Origin of the sequence: Rhizobium sp. TBD182 (assembly GCF_001950375.1) — a bacterium.
Lineage (GTDB): Bacteria > Pseudomonadota > Alphaproteobacteria > Rhizobiales > Rhizobiaceae > Agrobacterium > Agrobacterium tumefaciens.
Map to the genome: position 1 here is coordinate 240,449 of NZ_BDLN01000002.1, position 16,358 is coordinate 256,806.

Sequence of the window (16,358 nt, forward strand, 5' to 3'; positions counted from 1 at the left end):
TCATGTTCCCGTTAAACTTCTTCTTCCAGACGCCATTTGAGTGTCACACCGCCCTTTTCATTCTGGTCGAGGGCGGGAATGGCCGAGAGGAGCCGGCGTGTGTAGGCCTCTCTCGGGCTGTCGAAAATCGTGTCGCGGTCACCCTCTTCGATGATACGGCCGTCCTGCATGACGACGACACGGTCGGCCACCTGTTCGACCACGCCGAGATCGTGGCTGATGAACAGGCAGGAAAAGCCGTAACGTTTCTGCAGATCGGAAAAGAGATCGAGCACCTGCGCCCGCACCGTCACGTCAAGGGCGGAAACCGGTTCGTCGGCGATCAGGAACCGCGGACGGCGGGCAATGGCACGGGCAATCGCCACGCGCTGGCGTTGGCCGCCGGAAAGCTCGTGCGGATAACGGCTGGCATAGTCTGCGCCAAGCCCCACCTCTTCCAGCGTTTCCAGCGCCCGCTTGCGCTTGGCAGCCTGATCCAGGCCGGGGACGAGACGCAACGCCTCCTCCACCAGCGCCTGAATGGTCATTCGCGGATCGAGCGAGGAATAGGGATCCTGAAACACCATCTGGCAATTCAGGCGATAGTCGTTCCAGTCCTCGTTGCGTTCCCGCCCCTGAAACTGGATCTGCCCTTCGCTTTCTTTTACGAGACCGGCAATGGTGCGGCCAAGCGTCGTCTTGCCGGAGCCGGAGCCACCGACCAGTGCCACGACTTCACCTTCGTGAATATCGATGCTGACCCCGTGCAGCGCCCGCTTCGGCTTGGCTTTCTTCAGCAGTGACTTGCGTCCGGCATAATCGACAACAATGTTTCGGGCTGAAATCATCGGCGCCTTGCTGGTGTCGACGACACGCGGCTCGCCCCGGAAGGGCAAAGAGGAAAGCAGCTTTTTCGTATAGGGATGCTGCGGCGCATCGAGCAGGTCTTCGGTTCGCCCCTGTTCGACAATCGCGCCCTTCTCCATGACCACGATACGGCTCGTATAGCGGGCCACCATCGGTAGGTCATGGCTGATGAGAAGGACGGCTGTTCCCTCCGCCCGTGTCAGTTCGACCATCAGCTCCATGACGTCGCGCTGGATGACGGCATCGAGCGCCGTCGTCGGCTCGTCGGCGATCAGCAGCGCCGGTTTCAGGAGCATGACCGAGGCCAGCATGATGCGCTGGCGCATGCCGCCGGAAAACTCATGCGGATAGGCAGCAAGCGCCCCTTCGGGATCGCGGATACCGACCCGTCTCAGCATCTCGAGAATTTTCTCGCGGCGCTCTTCCGGCGATAACTTGGTGTGAAGGATCAGGCCTTCTTCCAGCTGCCGGCCAATCGTCATCGACGGATTGAGAGAGGTCATCGGCTCCTGGAAAACGACGCCGATTTCCGCGCCGCGCAGGCGGCGAAGTTCCCTTGCCGGCAGGGACATCACGTCCCTTCCCTTGTAGATGACCGATCCGCCGGTGACGGCAATTGCCGGGGGCAGAAGCGAGATGAGCGCGCGGGTGGCCAGCGTCTTTCCCGATCCGCTTTCGCCGACGATGCCGAAGATTTCGCCAGGCGCAATATCGAAGGAAACATCCTTGACTACCCGGTGGCCGCTTCCCGCGACCTCCAGCGAAAGGCCGCGCACGGTAAGAAGAGTATTGTCCGTCATTTGAGACCTCTCATGCGCGGGTCAAGCCTGTCGCGAAGGGCATCGCCCAGAAGATTGATGCCGAGCAGTGTCAGCGCGATGCAGAGACCGGGGAAAAGCCCGAGCCAGACGGCCTGCTGGATGAAGGGCCGGCCAGCGGCCAGCATGTTGCCCCATGTGGGGGCCGGCGGTGGCACGCCAAGGCCGAGGAAGGACAGTGCGCTTTCCGAGAGGATTGCCCAGCCGAACATGGACGTGGCAAGTACCGTGATCGGCGCGATGCAATTGGGCAGGATGTGGCGGAACATGGTGTAGATCTCGCCATTGCCCATCACCAGCGATGCCTCAATGAACTCGCGCTCACGCAGCGACAATACCGCGCCACGCACCACGCGGGCCATGGATGGCGTGTAGGCGATGCCGAGCGCAAAGATGATGCCGTACTGGTTGGCACCAAAGACCGCGAGAAGGCCAAGCGCCAGGAGAATGCCTGGAAAAGCGAGAAGCGCATTGTTGATGGCCATGATGACGCCATCAACCCAGCCGCGCGCATAACCGCTGACAAGACCGATCAGAGTGCCGCAGATCGTCGCGAAGCTGACCGTCAGGAAGCCGATCCAGACGCTGGCACGCGCGCCGACCATCAGGCGGCTGAGAACATCGCGCCCGAATTCGTCGGTGCCGAGAAGATGGCTGGGACCGGGCGCGGCCAGCCGCGAGGCAAAACCGAGCTTCATCGGATCATAGGGCGTCCAGAACAGGCCGGTAATGGCGGTGATGAGCAGGAGGCCGATGAGAACGCCGCCGATAAGCCCGTTGAGTGTGAACTTTTTCATTCGGCAACCACACGCGGATCGAAGAGAGGATAAAGAAGGTCGACGAAGAGATTGACCAGCACGTAGGACAGGGAAACGAACAGCAGGCAGCCCTGTATGACGGGGTAGTCACGCGCAAAGATACTGTCGACCATCAGCCGCCCGAGCCCCGGAATGGTAAAGACCGTCTCGATGACGGCGATGCCGCCGAGAAGATTGCCGAGGATGAGGCCTATCATCGTCCATGTCGGACCAAAGGCATTCTTGAAGGCGTGCCGCCAGAGGACGGCACTCTCCGAAAGTCCCTTGGCGCGGGCATGGGTAATGTAATCCAGCCGCAGCACTTCAAGCGTTGAGGCGCGGGCCATGCGGATCAAGACACCCATTTCGTGGATCACCAGCGTCATGACAGGCAGGACAAGATAGAGCATGCCGCCAACGAGATTGTCGCTGATCGATACGTATCCCAGCACCGGCAGCCAGCCGAGCTTTAGACCGAAGAACAGCAGAAGCAGAAGCCCGAGCCAGAATGTCGGTATGGACAAAAGCAGGGTTGCCGTTCCAACCAGTGCAAGATCGGTCAGGCTGTTCTGTTTCCAGGCGGCGATCACACCTGCCGGAACCGCAATCAGGCTGGCCAGCAGAACGGCGACGACGACGATCTCAGCACTGACGAGGAACCGCGACACGACCAGCGGCAATACTGCCTCGTCGTTGACGATGGACCGGCCGAAATCGCCCTGCACCACATTGCCCGCCCAGATGACGAACTGTTGCGGCATGGACTTGTCGAGACCAAGCTCTGTTCTCATCGCCTCGATCTGTTCCGGTTGCGCCATGTCGCCCAGCATCAGGGCGGCCGGATCACCCGGAATGAAGCGGATGAGCGCAAAGACCGTGATCGACACAAAGGCGATCGTCGGCAGCGCCATCAAAAGACGGCTCAGTATGAATCTTATCATCGGTTCCCCACGATTGATGGCCGGGGACGTGCTCCCGCCTCTATCGGTTTCGTTGCGAATGACTATGACGGATTGATAAATAACGCGCAATATTATGCATAAACGTCATATGCCTATGCAGAATGGTGGCACGTTTCATCCTGACAGGGACAATGAGATTTTTCGCGAAAAACCCTGTTTTCAGTCGATTTTTTGCGAAAGCTGGATTTGTTGCTTCAAGGCGTCGCTGAGTGCCTGCGCCGCGATGGACAGCGGTGCGCCGGAGGCCCGGGCAAGACCGAACTCCTGGGTTGATTGCGGAATGAAGGGCAGCGCCACGACGGGAAGGTGCCTGTAGAGGTTAGCATAAAAACTGCTGATGATCGTAACGCCCAGACCATGCGCGACATAGGCGCATGCGGAACTGTTGGTGTGAGTCTCGATCTTCACCATGGGCTTGACGCCCGCTTTCTTGAAGACCTGCTCGAGCGCCATTCGGTTCGGCCGCTGCCGGCCGATCAGAATGAGCGGAATGTTGCGCAGGTCCTTAACTGTTATCTCGGTAAGCTCGGCTAAAGGGTGATCCTGACGGACCACGCAGACGCTTTTGCCGGTGGCGACACGCTCGACATCAATGCCCGGTCCAATCTCACCTTCCATGCGCAGGAAACCGAGGTCGATCACCCGCTCGCCAACCAGCCTGTTGATGGCGGTGGTCGTTTCAAAGAAAGTCTCGATGCGCACGCCGGGGAAATCCCTGACATAGTCTATCAGCATGGCGGGCGCGAAGTTCTCCCACATGCTGCTCGGCAGGCCGATGCGGACGATTTCCGGACCGGCCGCACCATTGCGCAGATCTTCGGCGTGGCCGGACATGCGGTCGACAGCAAGCAGCACATTTTCCGCGTCACGCGCGAGAAGCGCTGCCTCCGGCGTCGGGATCAGCCGCCCCTTGTCACGGGCAAACAGCGTCAGCGACAGGTCCGCCTCGAGCTGAGCCAGAAGCCGGCTGATACCGGACTGGCTTAGCCCCATGGCCTTGGCGGTGGCGATGGTCGAGCCGGTGGAAAGAAGCGTGCGAAGGACTTCGAGCTGCTTGATATTCATGAGGCCAGCACCATGGGATGAAAAGACGAGCCGGTTTTGGTTCAGACCTTTTGCCGCCGATAGGCCTTCATGTCACCGGTTTTTTTAGCATTGTCATTCGGCCCGGTCGGTCGCCGGTTACAATTCCACGTCGTAGACCCTGTCGTGGGTGGCAACACGGGCCTCTCCTGATGGAGTCACCCAGCCCCGGAACATGCCGGGCGTATTATAGGGTGCGGCAATGCCGCCTTCGGCATCGATGGCGACAAGACCCGCACCGATATCGTAGGGCGCCAGATCCTTGTGGACGAGGTTGCCGGCGGCGGTTTCCAGATCCTGCCCGAGATAGGCGACACGGGACGCGATCTCATGGCCGACGACGTAACGGATGAAAAATTCACCCTTGCCGGTGCCGGAAACGGCGCAGGCGCCGTCGCGTGCATAGGTGCCCGCCCCGATCACCGGGCTGTCACCCACCCGGCCATCAGGCTTGTTGGTGTAGCCGCCGGTGGATGTCGCGGCTGCGAGATGCCCAGCAGCATCGAGTGCCACGGCACCGACGGTTCCGTGTTTTTCGTTTTCCGTCGCTTCCGTACCTGCGGTGGCATGGGCCTTCATGGCCGCCAGCGCCTCGACACGCTTTTGCGTGGTGAAGTAGGATTGAGGCTCCGTGGCAAGCCCTCTCTCCTTCGCAAACCGGTCAGCCGCTTCACCGGTGAGATAGACTGCGCGTTCATCCTCCATCAGCGCCCGGGCCGCCTTCACCGGGTTGCGGATGGCGCGGGAGGCGCTGATTGCGCCTGCCGCAAGGGTCTTGCCATCCATGATCGACGCGTCGAGTTCGTGAATGCCATTCTCGTTGAGCGCCGCCCCATGGCCTGCGTTGAAATGCGGGCTGTCCTCCATAACGACGACTGCCGCCTCAACCGCTTCCAGCGCAGTTCCGCCAGCCTTGAGCACACCATAACCGGCGCGCAGTGCCGCCGCCAGATCGTGGCGCGCCGCTTCCCATTCCTCCGGAGTCATGCTGTCTTCCGGCATAACCCCGCAACCACCGTGAATGGCCAGTGCGATCTTCGTCATATCCTCACTCCACTGTTGCCCCGCCGCAGGCAGGGCCTCTTACCATCAATGAAAGGCGATATCGCCGATAACACGCACGCGGACCCTGCGAGCGCCGCCAGGCAGATAGGCGATGGGAATATCCTCCACCTCAAGCGTCTTGAGGCTCGCGCGCTCCGCTCCCGAAGCGACCGCTGCGTTCTGCGCTTCGGTCTCGGCTTTCGCAAGGGCTTCGTCGCGGCTCAACCCGGAAAAGACCTGATCCACCTCACCGGACACCTGCGCCATCGCTGCGCCGAGCGCATTGGCAACGCCTGCATTTTCCACACGCAGCACCTCGGATGCGCCCGGCACCTGCTCCGGTATCAGGAATGCGCCGCCGCCGACCGCAACCAGCGGCACGTCTTCGGCTGATGTCTTCATCTGGTCGAAACTGTCGGCCACCATGTCGCGGATACGGCCGAGCGTCGCCTGCACGAATGCCGGATCGAGGCCCTTCACACGATCCCTGTCACCCATCTCGATCAGGCCTGCCGCAACGGCGATATCCGATGCCGTCAGTGTCTCGCCGCCGAAAACGCGGGCTTCGGTCAGGATGCGATACCCAACCGAGCGCGGGCCGATCTTGCCTGTCTGCGGGTCGACAATGGTGCCGCCGCCCAGTGCTACAGGTAGAAGATCGGGCATGCGGAACAGGGTGCGGACCCCGCCAATATGGACGATATTATTTGCCTCACGCGGAAAACCACCGACAAGGCAACCAATATCGGAGGTGGTGCCGCCGACATCCACCACCATGGCATCGGAAAGCCCGGTGAGAAAAGCCGCACCACGCATGGAATTGGTCGGGCCGGAAGCGAAGCTGTGCACGGGGTTTGCGGCAGCTACGTCCGCAAGCGCCACGGTGCCGTCATTCTGTGTAAGATAAAACGGCGCCTTCACACCTGCTTCGCGCAGCGCATCCGAAAATGCCTGTACCGTGGTCCTGCCAAGGGTCTGCAAGGCGGCATTCAGAAGTGCGACGTTTTCGCGCTCCAGAAGCCCGATACGGCCCAGCGTATGGGAAAGCGTGATGCGTGCATCGGGGATCACCGAACGGACAATCTGCGCCGCCCTCACCTCGCACTCCGTGGTCAGCGGCGAAAAGGTTGCCGAAATGGCGATCGAGGTAATGCCTGCATCGCGGATTTTCATCGCCGCTTCACGGATTTCATCCGGGATCATCGGCACCAGCGGACTGCCATCGTATTCATGGCCACCATGAACCATGAAGATCAGCGGATCGGCGGGCTCGTAGAGATCCTTCGGCCAGTCGCACATGGGCGGCAGTGAAGAACCGGTCGGCAGCGCTATGCGGATGGCCGCAACTCGCTCCAGCCGGGCGCGCTCCACGACAGCATTGGTGAAATGGGTGGTGCCGATCATGACCGCATCGATCGGGCGATCTGCCGCGCCGACATGGCCAGACACGTGAGCGAGGGCCGCCTTCACGCCGGACAGGACATCCTGCGTGGTCGGAACCTTGATCGAGGCAACGATGGCGTCTCCATCGATCAGAACGGCATCCGTATTGGTGCCGCCAACGTCAATACCGATGCGTTTCATGGGAATACCGATCTGAAATCAATGTCATAACCGAAGGCACGCGGGCCAACGGCAGCAATGCCGGCAGGCGTCGTCAAGAGTTCCGGCGCCGGCAGGGCGATAACCGTGACACGCTGGCCATAGCGCACCGATTCCGTGCCGATGGCGCTGCCCGAAACAGTGTCGAGAAGGCAGATCAAATCCGGCGTCATGGCGACCGGCTGGCCGTCGCGGAAGGCGACCGCCCACTCGTTCTGGAAGGCAAGTTCCATGCGTGAGCCGCGATCGGCGTCGATGCCTTCAATGGTCGTACTGCCGCGCAGAAAGCCACCGGTGGTCTCGCGGGCGACATCCACCACCTTGCCGCGGAACAGCTGTTTGCCACCCTCATGGTTGAGAACCGCCTGAACCGGGTCATCATGGCGTGCACGCGCCTCCATCACCGCGCGCCCGAGTTCGGTCGCCTTTGTGACGGTGTAATGAATGCCCCATTCCTTCACTTCCTTGCCGGTGCGCGGCGCCTTGCAGGTGGCGGCGGTAGAGCCGACTTCGGTGCAGACCTTGCGCGAGATGCGCTCCATCCATTTCCACGATGCAGCGCGCGTCACGATCACCTCATTGTCGCGTACATCGACGAGCGACAGCGGAAACATCGGCAGGTTGCCGATGGCGAATGAGGTCATCTGCGCTTCGGGATAAGCACGTCCCATGGCATCGGCATTGACGACGGGCCGGTCGAGCATGGCGGCGGCGAGGAAGGACGATAACGCATTCGAACCGCCGATTTCCACGCTCATGATCGCCCGGAAAGGCTTGCCGAGATAATCCTCCATGACCTCGACCGCGCGGGCAAGATGAACGGGGTCTCCCAGCCGTTCCTGACCAACAAGCGGTGCACCCATCTTGGAGACGACCGCAACCATGTCGTCATCAGCAAGCGCCATGGGGTCCATGACCTTCACCCGTCTGCCTTCGGCATAAAGACGGCGCAGATTGAGCGTCGAGATATAGGGATTGCCTCCACCGCCCGTTCCCAGAATCCAGGCGCCGGTGGCAAGAGGTTCGATATCGTCTTCGGAAAATTCCTGGATCATGCGTCATCCTCGGGCATGCCGCAGCCTTTCCGGCGCAAGCGATGCTCCTTCCCTTTATCGTTCCAAGTCTCATCGGCCCCGCCCTGCGGCGGGACCGCTTTTCATGGGACGGAGATCACTCCGTCTTGCAGTCCCAATGGAAGTTGGAGAAGTTCAGGTCCCAGCTCTGCATGGGAATGAACTCGTAACCCTGAAGGCACTTGTTCGCCGCATAACGGCGGTTCGGCGCAACCGCCCAGACATCCGGTTGAAGATCGGCGATCTTGGTCTGCAGTTCCTTGTAGGTTGCGTTCTGTTCGCTGGTATCGGTCGTGGCACGGACCTTGTCGATCAACCCGTCGATTTCCGCGTTCTGCAGCCATTCCATCGACATCCATGTGCCTGATGCCTTGGAGTGATACTGGTTGTAGAACATCGCATCCGGAGACGGATAGGTCGGCGAGATATTCACCTGCGTCGACGCAGGCGTCGTTTCAGGCTTGGAGGAAAGCTCAACGATACGGTTCCACGGCTCTGGCTTGATATCGAGCGTAATACCGATTTGCTCGAGGCTGGATTGCAAAAGCAGCGCCACTTCCGCCTCGAAGGCCAGCGAAGCGACATAGCTGTTGACCAGCGTGATTTTCTGGCCGGCATATTTCGACTTCGCCAGTTCTTCCTTCGCCTTTTCCAGATCGTAGACGCCGGGCTGAATATCGCCGTTATGCGCGTCCTTGAACGCGTCGGATAGCGGTCCCTGCATGTCGAAACCGGGATAGATCACTTCCTGGATCGTCTTGTAATCCGTCGCATAGGCAATGGCGCGACGAACGTGAACGTCGTCGGTCGGGTAAACCTTGGTGTTGAGCTTGATGACGAAACCGCCAGCGGTGCGGGTCTGGATGAGCTTGTAATCCTTCATCCGGCCGATGGATTCATAGGTGTCGTTGCCAAGGCCGTGCGAGGAAAGGCCAAGTTCGCCCTTTTCAGCCAGCGCCTTGACGGTAGCGTCGTCGCTCGTCTGGACGAAGCGTACTTCGTCGATCGGCTTGCCCTTGGTCCAGCCAAGGAAATAGTCCGCATTGCGGGCAATGACCATATCGGCAGAACGGTTGTAGCTGACGAGCTTGTATGGGCCGGAACCGGCGGAATGTTCGCCCACATAGGCCTCGCCCCACTTGTCTTCGGGCTTGGCATTGGCTTCGATCAACGTCTTGTTCAACGCCATCATCAGCGGCGTGGAGGCCATGAAGGGCGAAAACTGACGCTCGATCTTCATGACGAGCGTCGCATCATCGGGCGCGCTGACGTTTTCGGGCTTCAGCACGCCGACGATGAGGTTCGACGGACCCTTGTTGATGCCGAGCAGGCGCTGCACCGACCAGACGAGATCGGCAGCCTTCACCGCCGTGCCATCCTGGAACTTCGCATCGTCGCGCAGATGGAAGGTATAGGTCAGGCCGTCTGCAGAAATATCCCAGGACTTTGCCAGATGCGGCACGATTTCGCCCTTGGCATTCACCGTGGTCAGGCCGTCATACATGTTCACGATGGCCATGTAGCCGGTATAGTCAGTCACTTTCGCCGGGTCGAGCGAGCTGAATATCTGCATGGTGTTGACCGCGACCGAAACCTTGTCCTCCGCAAAAGCAGCGGAAGAAACAAGCGGCAACGCGATTGCCGTGCCGAGCGCAAGCACGGCAAGGCGGGAAGGAAGTCCTGGCATTTTCATAGTCGTTCTCCTCTTTATTGCGGGTCATTTGCCCCGCTTATGGTTAGGCAGCCTTGCCGACCGGGACGGGCAGCGGTGAGAAAGGAATGTCCGGGTAACCGAAAGCCGCCGGTCCAACGACTTCGAGCGCGCGGGCGCTGCGCAGCAGATCGTGGCAGGGGATCGCGACCACGGCCACGCGCTGGCCGTAACGCAGGACTTCGGTGGTGATCGGGTAACCGGTATCGACATCGAGCAAGACGATCAGATCAGGAACGGTCACTTCCACCTTGCCGTCACGGCGGAACAGCAGGAATTCGTTCTGGATCGCCACGCTCGCCATCTGGCCCGAGCAATCGTCGAAGCCGGAAAGCTCGACATCGCCCACGGCAAAACCGCCGCGCAGATGGCGTTTCAGATCGGTGATCTTGCCGTTGAAGATGCGCCGTCCGCCTTCAAGCGCGCAGACAGCCGCAATCGGGTCTTCCTGCTGCTTGCGGGCACGGATCACCGCCTCGCCGAGCGCGATCGCCTTGGTGTAGGTTTTCGGAATACCATACTGGTGCACGTAGTGGGCCTGCATCGGCGCGGTCGCCAGCATTGCGCCGCCGCCCTGAGAAACGACGCAGGCGCGGGCCATGCGCTCGTGCCAGACTTCGGAAACGGCGTGGCTGAAGATCACGGCATTGCCGTGCAGGTCGCACATCACCGATGGCGTCGAACTGTGGCCATAGATGGAGAAGGTCGTCATCTGCATCTCTGGGAAAGCCCGGCCCATGCCGTCGCAATCGAGGATCGGCAGGCCACCAAGCGCCGCCGTCACCAGCGGGTTCATGGAGTTCGAGCCGCCGATTTCCTCGCAGACGATGGCGTCTACCGGCGTGCGGATCAGCTCTTCCATGGCGCGCAGGCAACGCAGCCCCTCACGGCCCTCGCGAATGCGCTCCACGCCGACAACGGGGGCGCCAATGCCACCGATGGACATGCAAAGCGCGTCCGGCTCGATGGCGTCTGTCGCAAGTATCTTCATCTCGTAACCGGCCTTCATGGCCTCGAGTGCAAGCAGCTTGCCCAGATAGGGATTGCCGCCGCCGCCAGTGCCGAGAATGCCCGCACCGATTTCCAGCGCGTCGAGATCTTCCCTCGTCAGCGTACGCAATGCCGCTTCGTCATATTTCAGCTTGCGCGTCTCAGCCATGATTGGCTCCCATTTCTCCAACGACTTTCACATGAATGCGGGTGGCATTGCCGGGCAGATAGGCAAGCGGCATATCCTCGCGCTCGATGACTTCCAGCGTTTCGGCCAGTGCGCCAGCCGCAATCGCCTTTTCGCGTGCCTCGGCCTCCGCCTCCGCAAGCGCGCTTTCACGCGTGCGCCCCTCGATCAGCGAGAAGACGCGGTCCGTCTCGCCGCTGATCTGCGCGATCGCTGCACCCACGGCGTTCGCTACCGCGAAATTCTCGGGGCGGATGACGTCCAGATCGCCGATACGGTCAGGCATGAGAATGGAGCCGCCGCCAACGGCGATCACCGGCACCGGTGATGACGAGATGCGGCTGCGCTCCACACAGGACTCGAGCATGTCGTTGATCTTTTTGACTGCGGCATCCACCAGCCGCTTGTCCAGAGTGGAAACCAGAGCCTTCTCGCCCACGTCCGCCTTGCCGGAGGCGACAGCGATATCGGTTGCAGTCAGGGTCGTGCCGCCGAAGCAGAGCGCCTCACGGCGGACGCGGTAACCGACTGATTTCGGGCCAACGGTGAGGCCATGTTCGCCATTGACCACCAGCGAGCCGCCACCGAGACCGATCGAGAACACATCCGGCATGCGGAAATTGGTGCGCACGCCACCAATATCCACCGTCGTGGACGCCTGGCGCGGAAAGCCGTGCGACAGCGAGCCGACATCGGAGGTGGTGCCGCCGACATCCACGACCACGGCATCCTTGAGGCCGGTGAGGAAAGCAGCGCCGCGCATGGAATTCGTCGGGCCGGAGGCGAAGGTGAGCACAGGGAAGCCGCGCACCACATCCGCCGCCATCAGCGTGCCGTCGTTCTGGGTGATGTAAAACGGGCAGGTTATGCCCGCTGCCTTCAGCGCCTCGCCGAAAGCGGCAACGGTGCGGTCCGCAAGCGAAAGAAGGCTGGCATTCATGATCGCAGCACTTTCGCGGGCGAGCAGACCATGCCGTCCGATATCCTTGGACATAACCACCGGCAGGCCGGGGCAGCGCGCCTGCAGGATATCCTTCGCCCGCACTTCCATCGCATCATTGATGCCGCTGAAGACGCAGGTGACGGCCGCGGCCTTCAGGCCCTTTGCGCGGATATCGGCGGCGATGCGGACAATCTCGTCCTCATCGAGCGTTGAGATTTCGCGACCGTCGAATTCATATCCGCCGCGGACCTGATAACCGTGGTTACCAACGATTTCCCGGAGGTCATCCGGCCAGTCGACCATCGGCGGCAGGCCGGCGCCGGACGGCAGGCCGATCCGGATGGCGGCGACCTCGTCCATATGCCGCCGCTCGATCACCGCATTGGTGAAATGCGTGGTGCCGATCATCACGGCACCGATGTGTGCCCTGTCGATGCCCGACGCCTCGATCACCTTTTCAAGGGCTTCGATGACACCGGACGTCACATCTTCGGTGGTGGAGGCTTTCACCCCCGCCAGAACAGTCTTTTCCTGTAACACAACGGCATCGGTATTTGTGCCGCCGACGTCAATTCCAACGCGATACACGTCAGGCTCCTCTTTTATCAATCGGTCGTTTTTACGAGGAAGCGCATACGCTCTTCCTCTGTCACGGTGGGTTTCAGGCGCTCTTCCTCGTCGGTGACGACGGGGATCGCCGCGATAAGGGCGCGGGTGTAGGGATGCTTCGGCTCGGCGAAAACCGCAGACGTCACCCCTTCCTCGACGATCTCGCCACGCAGCATGATGGCGATGCGCGAACAGAAATTGCGCATCAGCGACAGGTCGTGCGAGATCATCAGATAGGTTAGGCCAAGCTCTTCCCGCAGCTGCAGCAGAAGGTCGATAACGGTCTTCTGCACGGAGACATCAAGCGCCGCCGTCGGCTCGTCGAGGATGAGGATTTTCGGTTCAGCCGCGAGTGCACGGGCAATGGCGACACGCTGCTTCTGTCCGCCGGAAAGTTCATGCGGATATTTACCGAGATAGGATTGCGGCAATCGCACCAGCCCCATCAGTTCCTGCATCCGGCGTTCGCGCGCCTCACCGTCCATACCGATGGATTTCAACGGTAGGGTAAGCGTCTGCCTGACCGTGCGCTTCGGATTTAGGGAAGTGCCCGGATTTTGATAGACGATCTGCGTCAGCCGCTTGCCACGGCCGGGAGACGGGGCGTCGATGACAAGATTGCCGGAGGTCGGGCGAGAAAGTCCCATGATCATCCGGGCGACCGAGGTTTTTCCAGAACCGGACTCGCCCGCAAGACCGAAAATTTCGCCGTCCTTCAGCGTCAGGTTCACATCGCGCACGGCGTGGTAACCGTTGCGTCTGCCATAAATCTTGTTCAGGCCCTCGATGGTAACGATCGGCGAGCGTGTGCTCTGCGCCAGATCGGCGACACGGGGACCGTAGAGCGGCGGCACCGCATCCAGCAGCGAACGCGTGTAGTCCGCAGCGGGAGCGTGCAGGATTTGCGTGCAGGGACCGGTCTCGACGATGTCGCCATGGTGCATAACCACGACCCGATCCGCCACCTTACGTACGACACCGAGATTATGGGTGATCATCAGCAGCGCCATATTTTCTTCGGCAACCAGCTGGTTGATGAGATTGAGAATTTCGTCCTGCGTGGTGACGTCGAGCGCGGTGCCGGGCTCATCCGCGATGAGGAGCTTCGGCTGATGCAGCAACGCAAGCCCGATCAACACGCGCTGGCGCATGCCGCCCGAAAGCTCGGACGGATAGGCATTCATGACCCGCTCGGTATCGCCAAGCTGCACGCGGCGCAGAACCGCTGCGATACGGGTGCGGCGCTCTGCCTTGGACGAGTTGATGCCGTTGCGCTTGTCGGCAAAGCGCATGACATCATCGAGATGCGTGCCGATCTTGAAGACCGGATTGAAGGAAGACAGAGGGTCCTGCATGATCAGCGAAAACGCCGTTCCCTTAAGCGCCTCGCGTTCCCTTCGCGGCATGGCGAGCACATCCCGCCCGTCGATGACAATGGCGCCGGAGGCAATAGTGGCATTCTTCGGCAAAGTGCCGATGATCGCCTTGGCGGTGACCGATTTACCCGATCCGGTTTCGCCGATCAGCGCCACCCGCTCGCCGGCTGAGACTGTGAAGGCGACATCGCGCAGCACTTGGCGCGTGCGACCGTAGTTGGTGAAGGTGACGTTGAGGTTTTCGACTTTGAGAAGCGGTTCAGTCATGGCTTTAGCTTTCCACGTCGAACATGTCACGCAGGCCGTCGCCCAGCAGATTGAAACCCAGCGTCACGTAAAGCACGGCCGCGCCGGGGCAGAGGACTTCCCACCAGAAATCCGGCATGAACTGGCGCCCATCGGCAACCATCGAGCCGAGATCGGGAGTTGGCGGTTTGACGCCGAAACCGAGGAAACTCAGTGTCGCGCCAAAGAGGATGACGAATGCCGCATCCAGCGTCGTCTTGACTGATATGACCGAGACGCAATTGGGCAGAATTTCGCGAAAGAGAATGTGCAGCGGACCCGCACCTGCAAGACGTGCCGCTTCGATGTAGTCCTCGGATGCGATGGATTTTGACACCGAATAGATCAGCCGCGCATGCCAGGTCCACCATAGAAGCGTGATCGCGATCATGGCGTTCATCAAGGTGGGTTCCAGCAGGTTGGAGACCGCCAGCGCCATGACGAGGGGCGGCATGGCCAGCATCACATTCGTCAGGCCACTGATGATTTTCTCGGTCCAGCCGCCGAAATAACCGGCGACCAGGCCAAGCACGGTGCCGACCGGGACCGAGATGCCGAGCACGCCTATGACGAGAAGAAGCGAGACCCTGAGCCCGAAGACAGTGCGGGAAAAGATGTCGCGTCCGGCCTTGTCGGTTCCGAACCAGTGCTCCAGATCCGGCGGCATGTGGCGGGCACGGAAATCGACGACCGCGCCGATATGTTTGGGATAGGGTGTGAGCCAGGGCGCAAAGATCGCCAGAACCAGCACCGACAACAGGATCAACGAACCGATGACCGCTGCCGGATTGCGGCTGAAGCGGTACCACATCATGTAACCGGCGCTTAAGCCCCGATCGGTGGGTTCGAGCATTTTCATTTCAGCCATCAGCGAGCCTCCTTGCGGCGCAGGCGCGGGTCGATGATCGAGATCAGGACATCAACGATCAGGTTCGCAACGATGAAGAACAGGCCGGCCACGAGCACCACGGCAGTCACGGCATTGAGGTCTTTCTGAAGGATGGCGTTCAGCCCGTAGGATGCGAATCCGCCCCAGGCGAAGACCATTTCGATCACGAAGGCATTGCCGATCAGCGAGGCGAATTCGAGCCCCATGATCGTCAGCGGCGCGATGGAGGAAAGCTTCAGCAGATAACGGAAGATGATGACCCGCTCCGGCACGCCGAAGCTTTGCAGGGTGAGCACGTGATCCTTGCGCTGGTTCTCGATCATCGAGGAACGCGTGATGCGGGTGATCTGGCCGATACCGGCCATGGAGAGCGCAAAGGCCGGCAGCGCAAGGTGCTTCAGCGCATCCAGCACCACATCGAACCGTCCGGCAAGCGTACCGTCGATCAGGATGAAGCCCGTCGGGCCACCCTGCCAGCCAAGTGAATGATCGATCCTACCGATGATCGGCCACCCGGAGAGAAAGCGAGCGGCCAGCAGTTGCAGCGTGATGGCAAACAGAAAGCTCGGGATCGTCACGCCGGTGAGCGAGAGGATACGGCCGATATGGTCGAGCGGACGGTCGCGGTAATGCGCCGTGATGACGCCGAGCGGGATGGCGACGGCAAACATGAAGATGACTGAGACCAGAACCAGTTCGACGGTCGCAGGAACGGTCTGGGCCAGATCGGTGGTGACGGGGCGCTGGGAAACCAGCGAGAAGCCCAGGTCACCGTGCAGGGCGTTGCCGATATAGTCGAGGTATTGGGCGGCGAGCGGCTTATCGAGACCCATCTCGCCGCGCAGCGCATCAACTTGTTCCTGTGTTGCCGCAGGCCCGAGCGCCATGCGGGCGGGATCACCCGGCACCACACGGGCTAGAGCAAAAATCATGATGGACAGGGCGATCATGACCAGTACGAAAGCGCCGAGCCTGTTCAAAATCGCGACCAGCGGATGTTGCTGCATCGGTGGACCGTTCCTTGTGCATCAGTTTCCTGAGCACAAGTTTTCACCACATGTCCTTTTGAACAATCGCAGAAAGGTATAGTTTTTTGATAAATGAGTATAGGTTTTTGAATTCGGATCTCCTATCCCTGTCTGA

At 60.7% G+C, this 16,358-nt stretch carries 13 protein-coding genes; all 13 read right to left on the reverse strand.

Annotated elements, in window-relative coordinates:
- Positions 1 to 11: 11 nt before the first annotated feature.
- Positions 12 to 1,646, reverse strand: a complete 1,635-nt coding sequence (locus T18_RS09875; protein WP_003511002.1) for an ABC transporter ATP-binding protein — start codon at positions 1,644 to 1,646, stop codon at positions 12 to 14.
- Positions 1,643 to 2,461: an ABC transporter permease gene (locus T18_RS09880; protein WP_003511004.1), complete on the reverse strand. Its 819-nt coding sequence runs from the start codon at positions 2,459 to 2,461 to the stop codon at positions 1,643 to 1,645. Before T18_RS09880 ends, T18_RS09875 begins: the two co-directional genes overlap by 4 nt.
- On the reverse strand, positions 2,458 to 3,402 hold the full coding sequence (locus tag T18_RS09885; RefSeq protein ID WP_003511005.1) for an ABC transporter permease: 945 nt from the start codon (positions 3,400 to 3,402) through the stop codon (positions 2,458 to 2,460). The genes T18_RS09880 and T18_RS09885 overlap by 4 nt, the downstream gene beginning before the upstream one ends.
- 180 nt (positions 3,403 to 3,582) lie before the next feature.
- Positions 3,583 to 4,488 (reverse strand): LysR family transcriptional regulator, encoded by a 906-nt coding sequence (locus tag T18_RS09890; RefSeq protein WP_003511007.1) that lies wholly within the window; start codon positions 4,486 to 4,488, stop codon positions 3,583 to 3,585.
- Positions 4,489 to 4,605: 117 nt separating this feature from the next.
- A complete protein-coding gene (locus T18_RS09895; RefSeq protein WP_003511010.1) occupies positions 4,606 to 5,550 on the reverse strand; it encodes an isoaspartyl peptidase/L-asparaginase family protein in 945 nt (314 codons plus the stop codon).
- Positions 5,551 to 5,595: 45 nt separating this feature from the next.
- A complete protein-coding gene (locus tag T18_RS09900) occupies positions 5,596 to 7,134 on the reverse strand; it encodes a hydantoinase/oxoprolinase N-terminal domain-containing protein (RefSeq protein WP_003511012.1) in 1,539 nt (512 codons plus the stop codon).
- Positions 7,131 to 8,207 (reverse strand): DUF917 domain-containing protein, encoded by a 1,077-nt coding sequence (locus T18_RS09905; RefSeq protein WP_003506758.1) that lies wholly within the window; start codon positions 8,205 to 8,207, stop codon positions 7,131 to 7,133. Before T18_RS09905 ends, T18_RS09900 begins: the two co-directional genes overlap by 4 nt.
- Before the next feature lie 115 nt (positions 8,208 to 8,322).
- Complete coding sequence (locus tag T18_RS09910) at positions 8,323 to 9,918, reverse strand: ABC transporter substrate-binding protein (protein ID WP_003511014.1); 1,596 nt, start codon at positions 9,916 to 9,918, stop codon at positions 8,323 to 8,325.
- A 43-nt stretch (positions 9,919 to 9,961) separates the two neighbouring features.
- Positions 9,962 to 11,095, reverse strand: coding sequence for a DUF917 domain-containing protein (locus T18_RS09915; protein ID WP_003511016.1), 1,134 nt, complete (start codon positions 11,093 to 11,095; stop codon positions 9,962 to 9,964).
- Complete coding sequence (locus tag T18_RS09920; protein ID WP_003511017.1) at positions 11,088 to 12,644, reverse strand: hydantoinase/oxoprolinase N-terminal domain-containing protein; 1,557 nt, start codon at positions 12,642 to 12,644, stop codon at positions 11,088 to 11,090. The genes T18_RS09915 and T18_RS09920 overlap by 8 nt, the downstream gene beginning before the upstream one ends.
- A 17-nt stretch (positions 12,645 to 12,661) precedes the next feature.
- On the reverse strand, positions 12,662 to 14,308 hold the full coding sequence (locus T18_RS09925) for an ATP-binding cassette domain-containing protein (RefSeq protein WP_003511019.1): 1,647 nt from the start codon (positions 14,306 to 14,308) through the stop codon (positions 12,662 to 12,664).
- A 4-nt stretch (positions 14,309 to 14,312) separates the two neighbouring features.
- Complete coding sequence (locus T18_RS09930) at positions 14,313 to 15,194, reverse strand: ABC transporter permease (protein ID WP_003511021.1); 882 nt, start codon at positions 15,192 to 15,194, stop codon at positions 14,313 to 14,315.
- Positions 15,194 to 16,222, reverse strand: coding sequence for an ABC transporter permease (locus T18_RS09935; RefSeq protein WP_003511023.1), 1,029 nt, complete (start codon positions 16,220 to 16,222; stop codon positions 15,194 to 15,196). Before T18_RS09935 ends, T18_RS09930 begins: the two co-directional genes overlap by 1 nt.
- Positions 16,223 to 16,358: the final 136 nt, after the last annotated feature.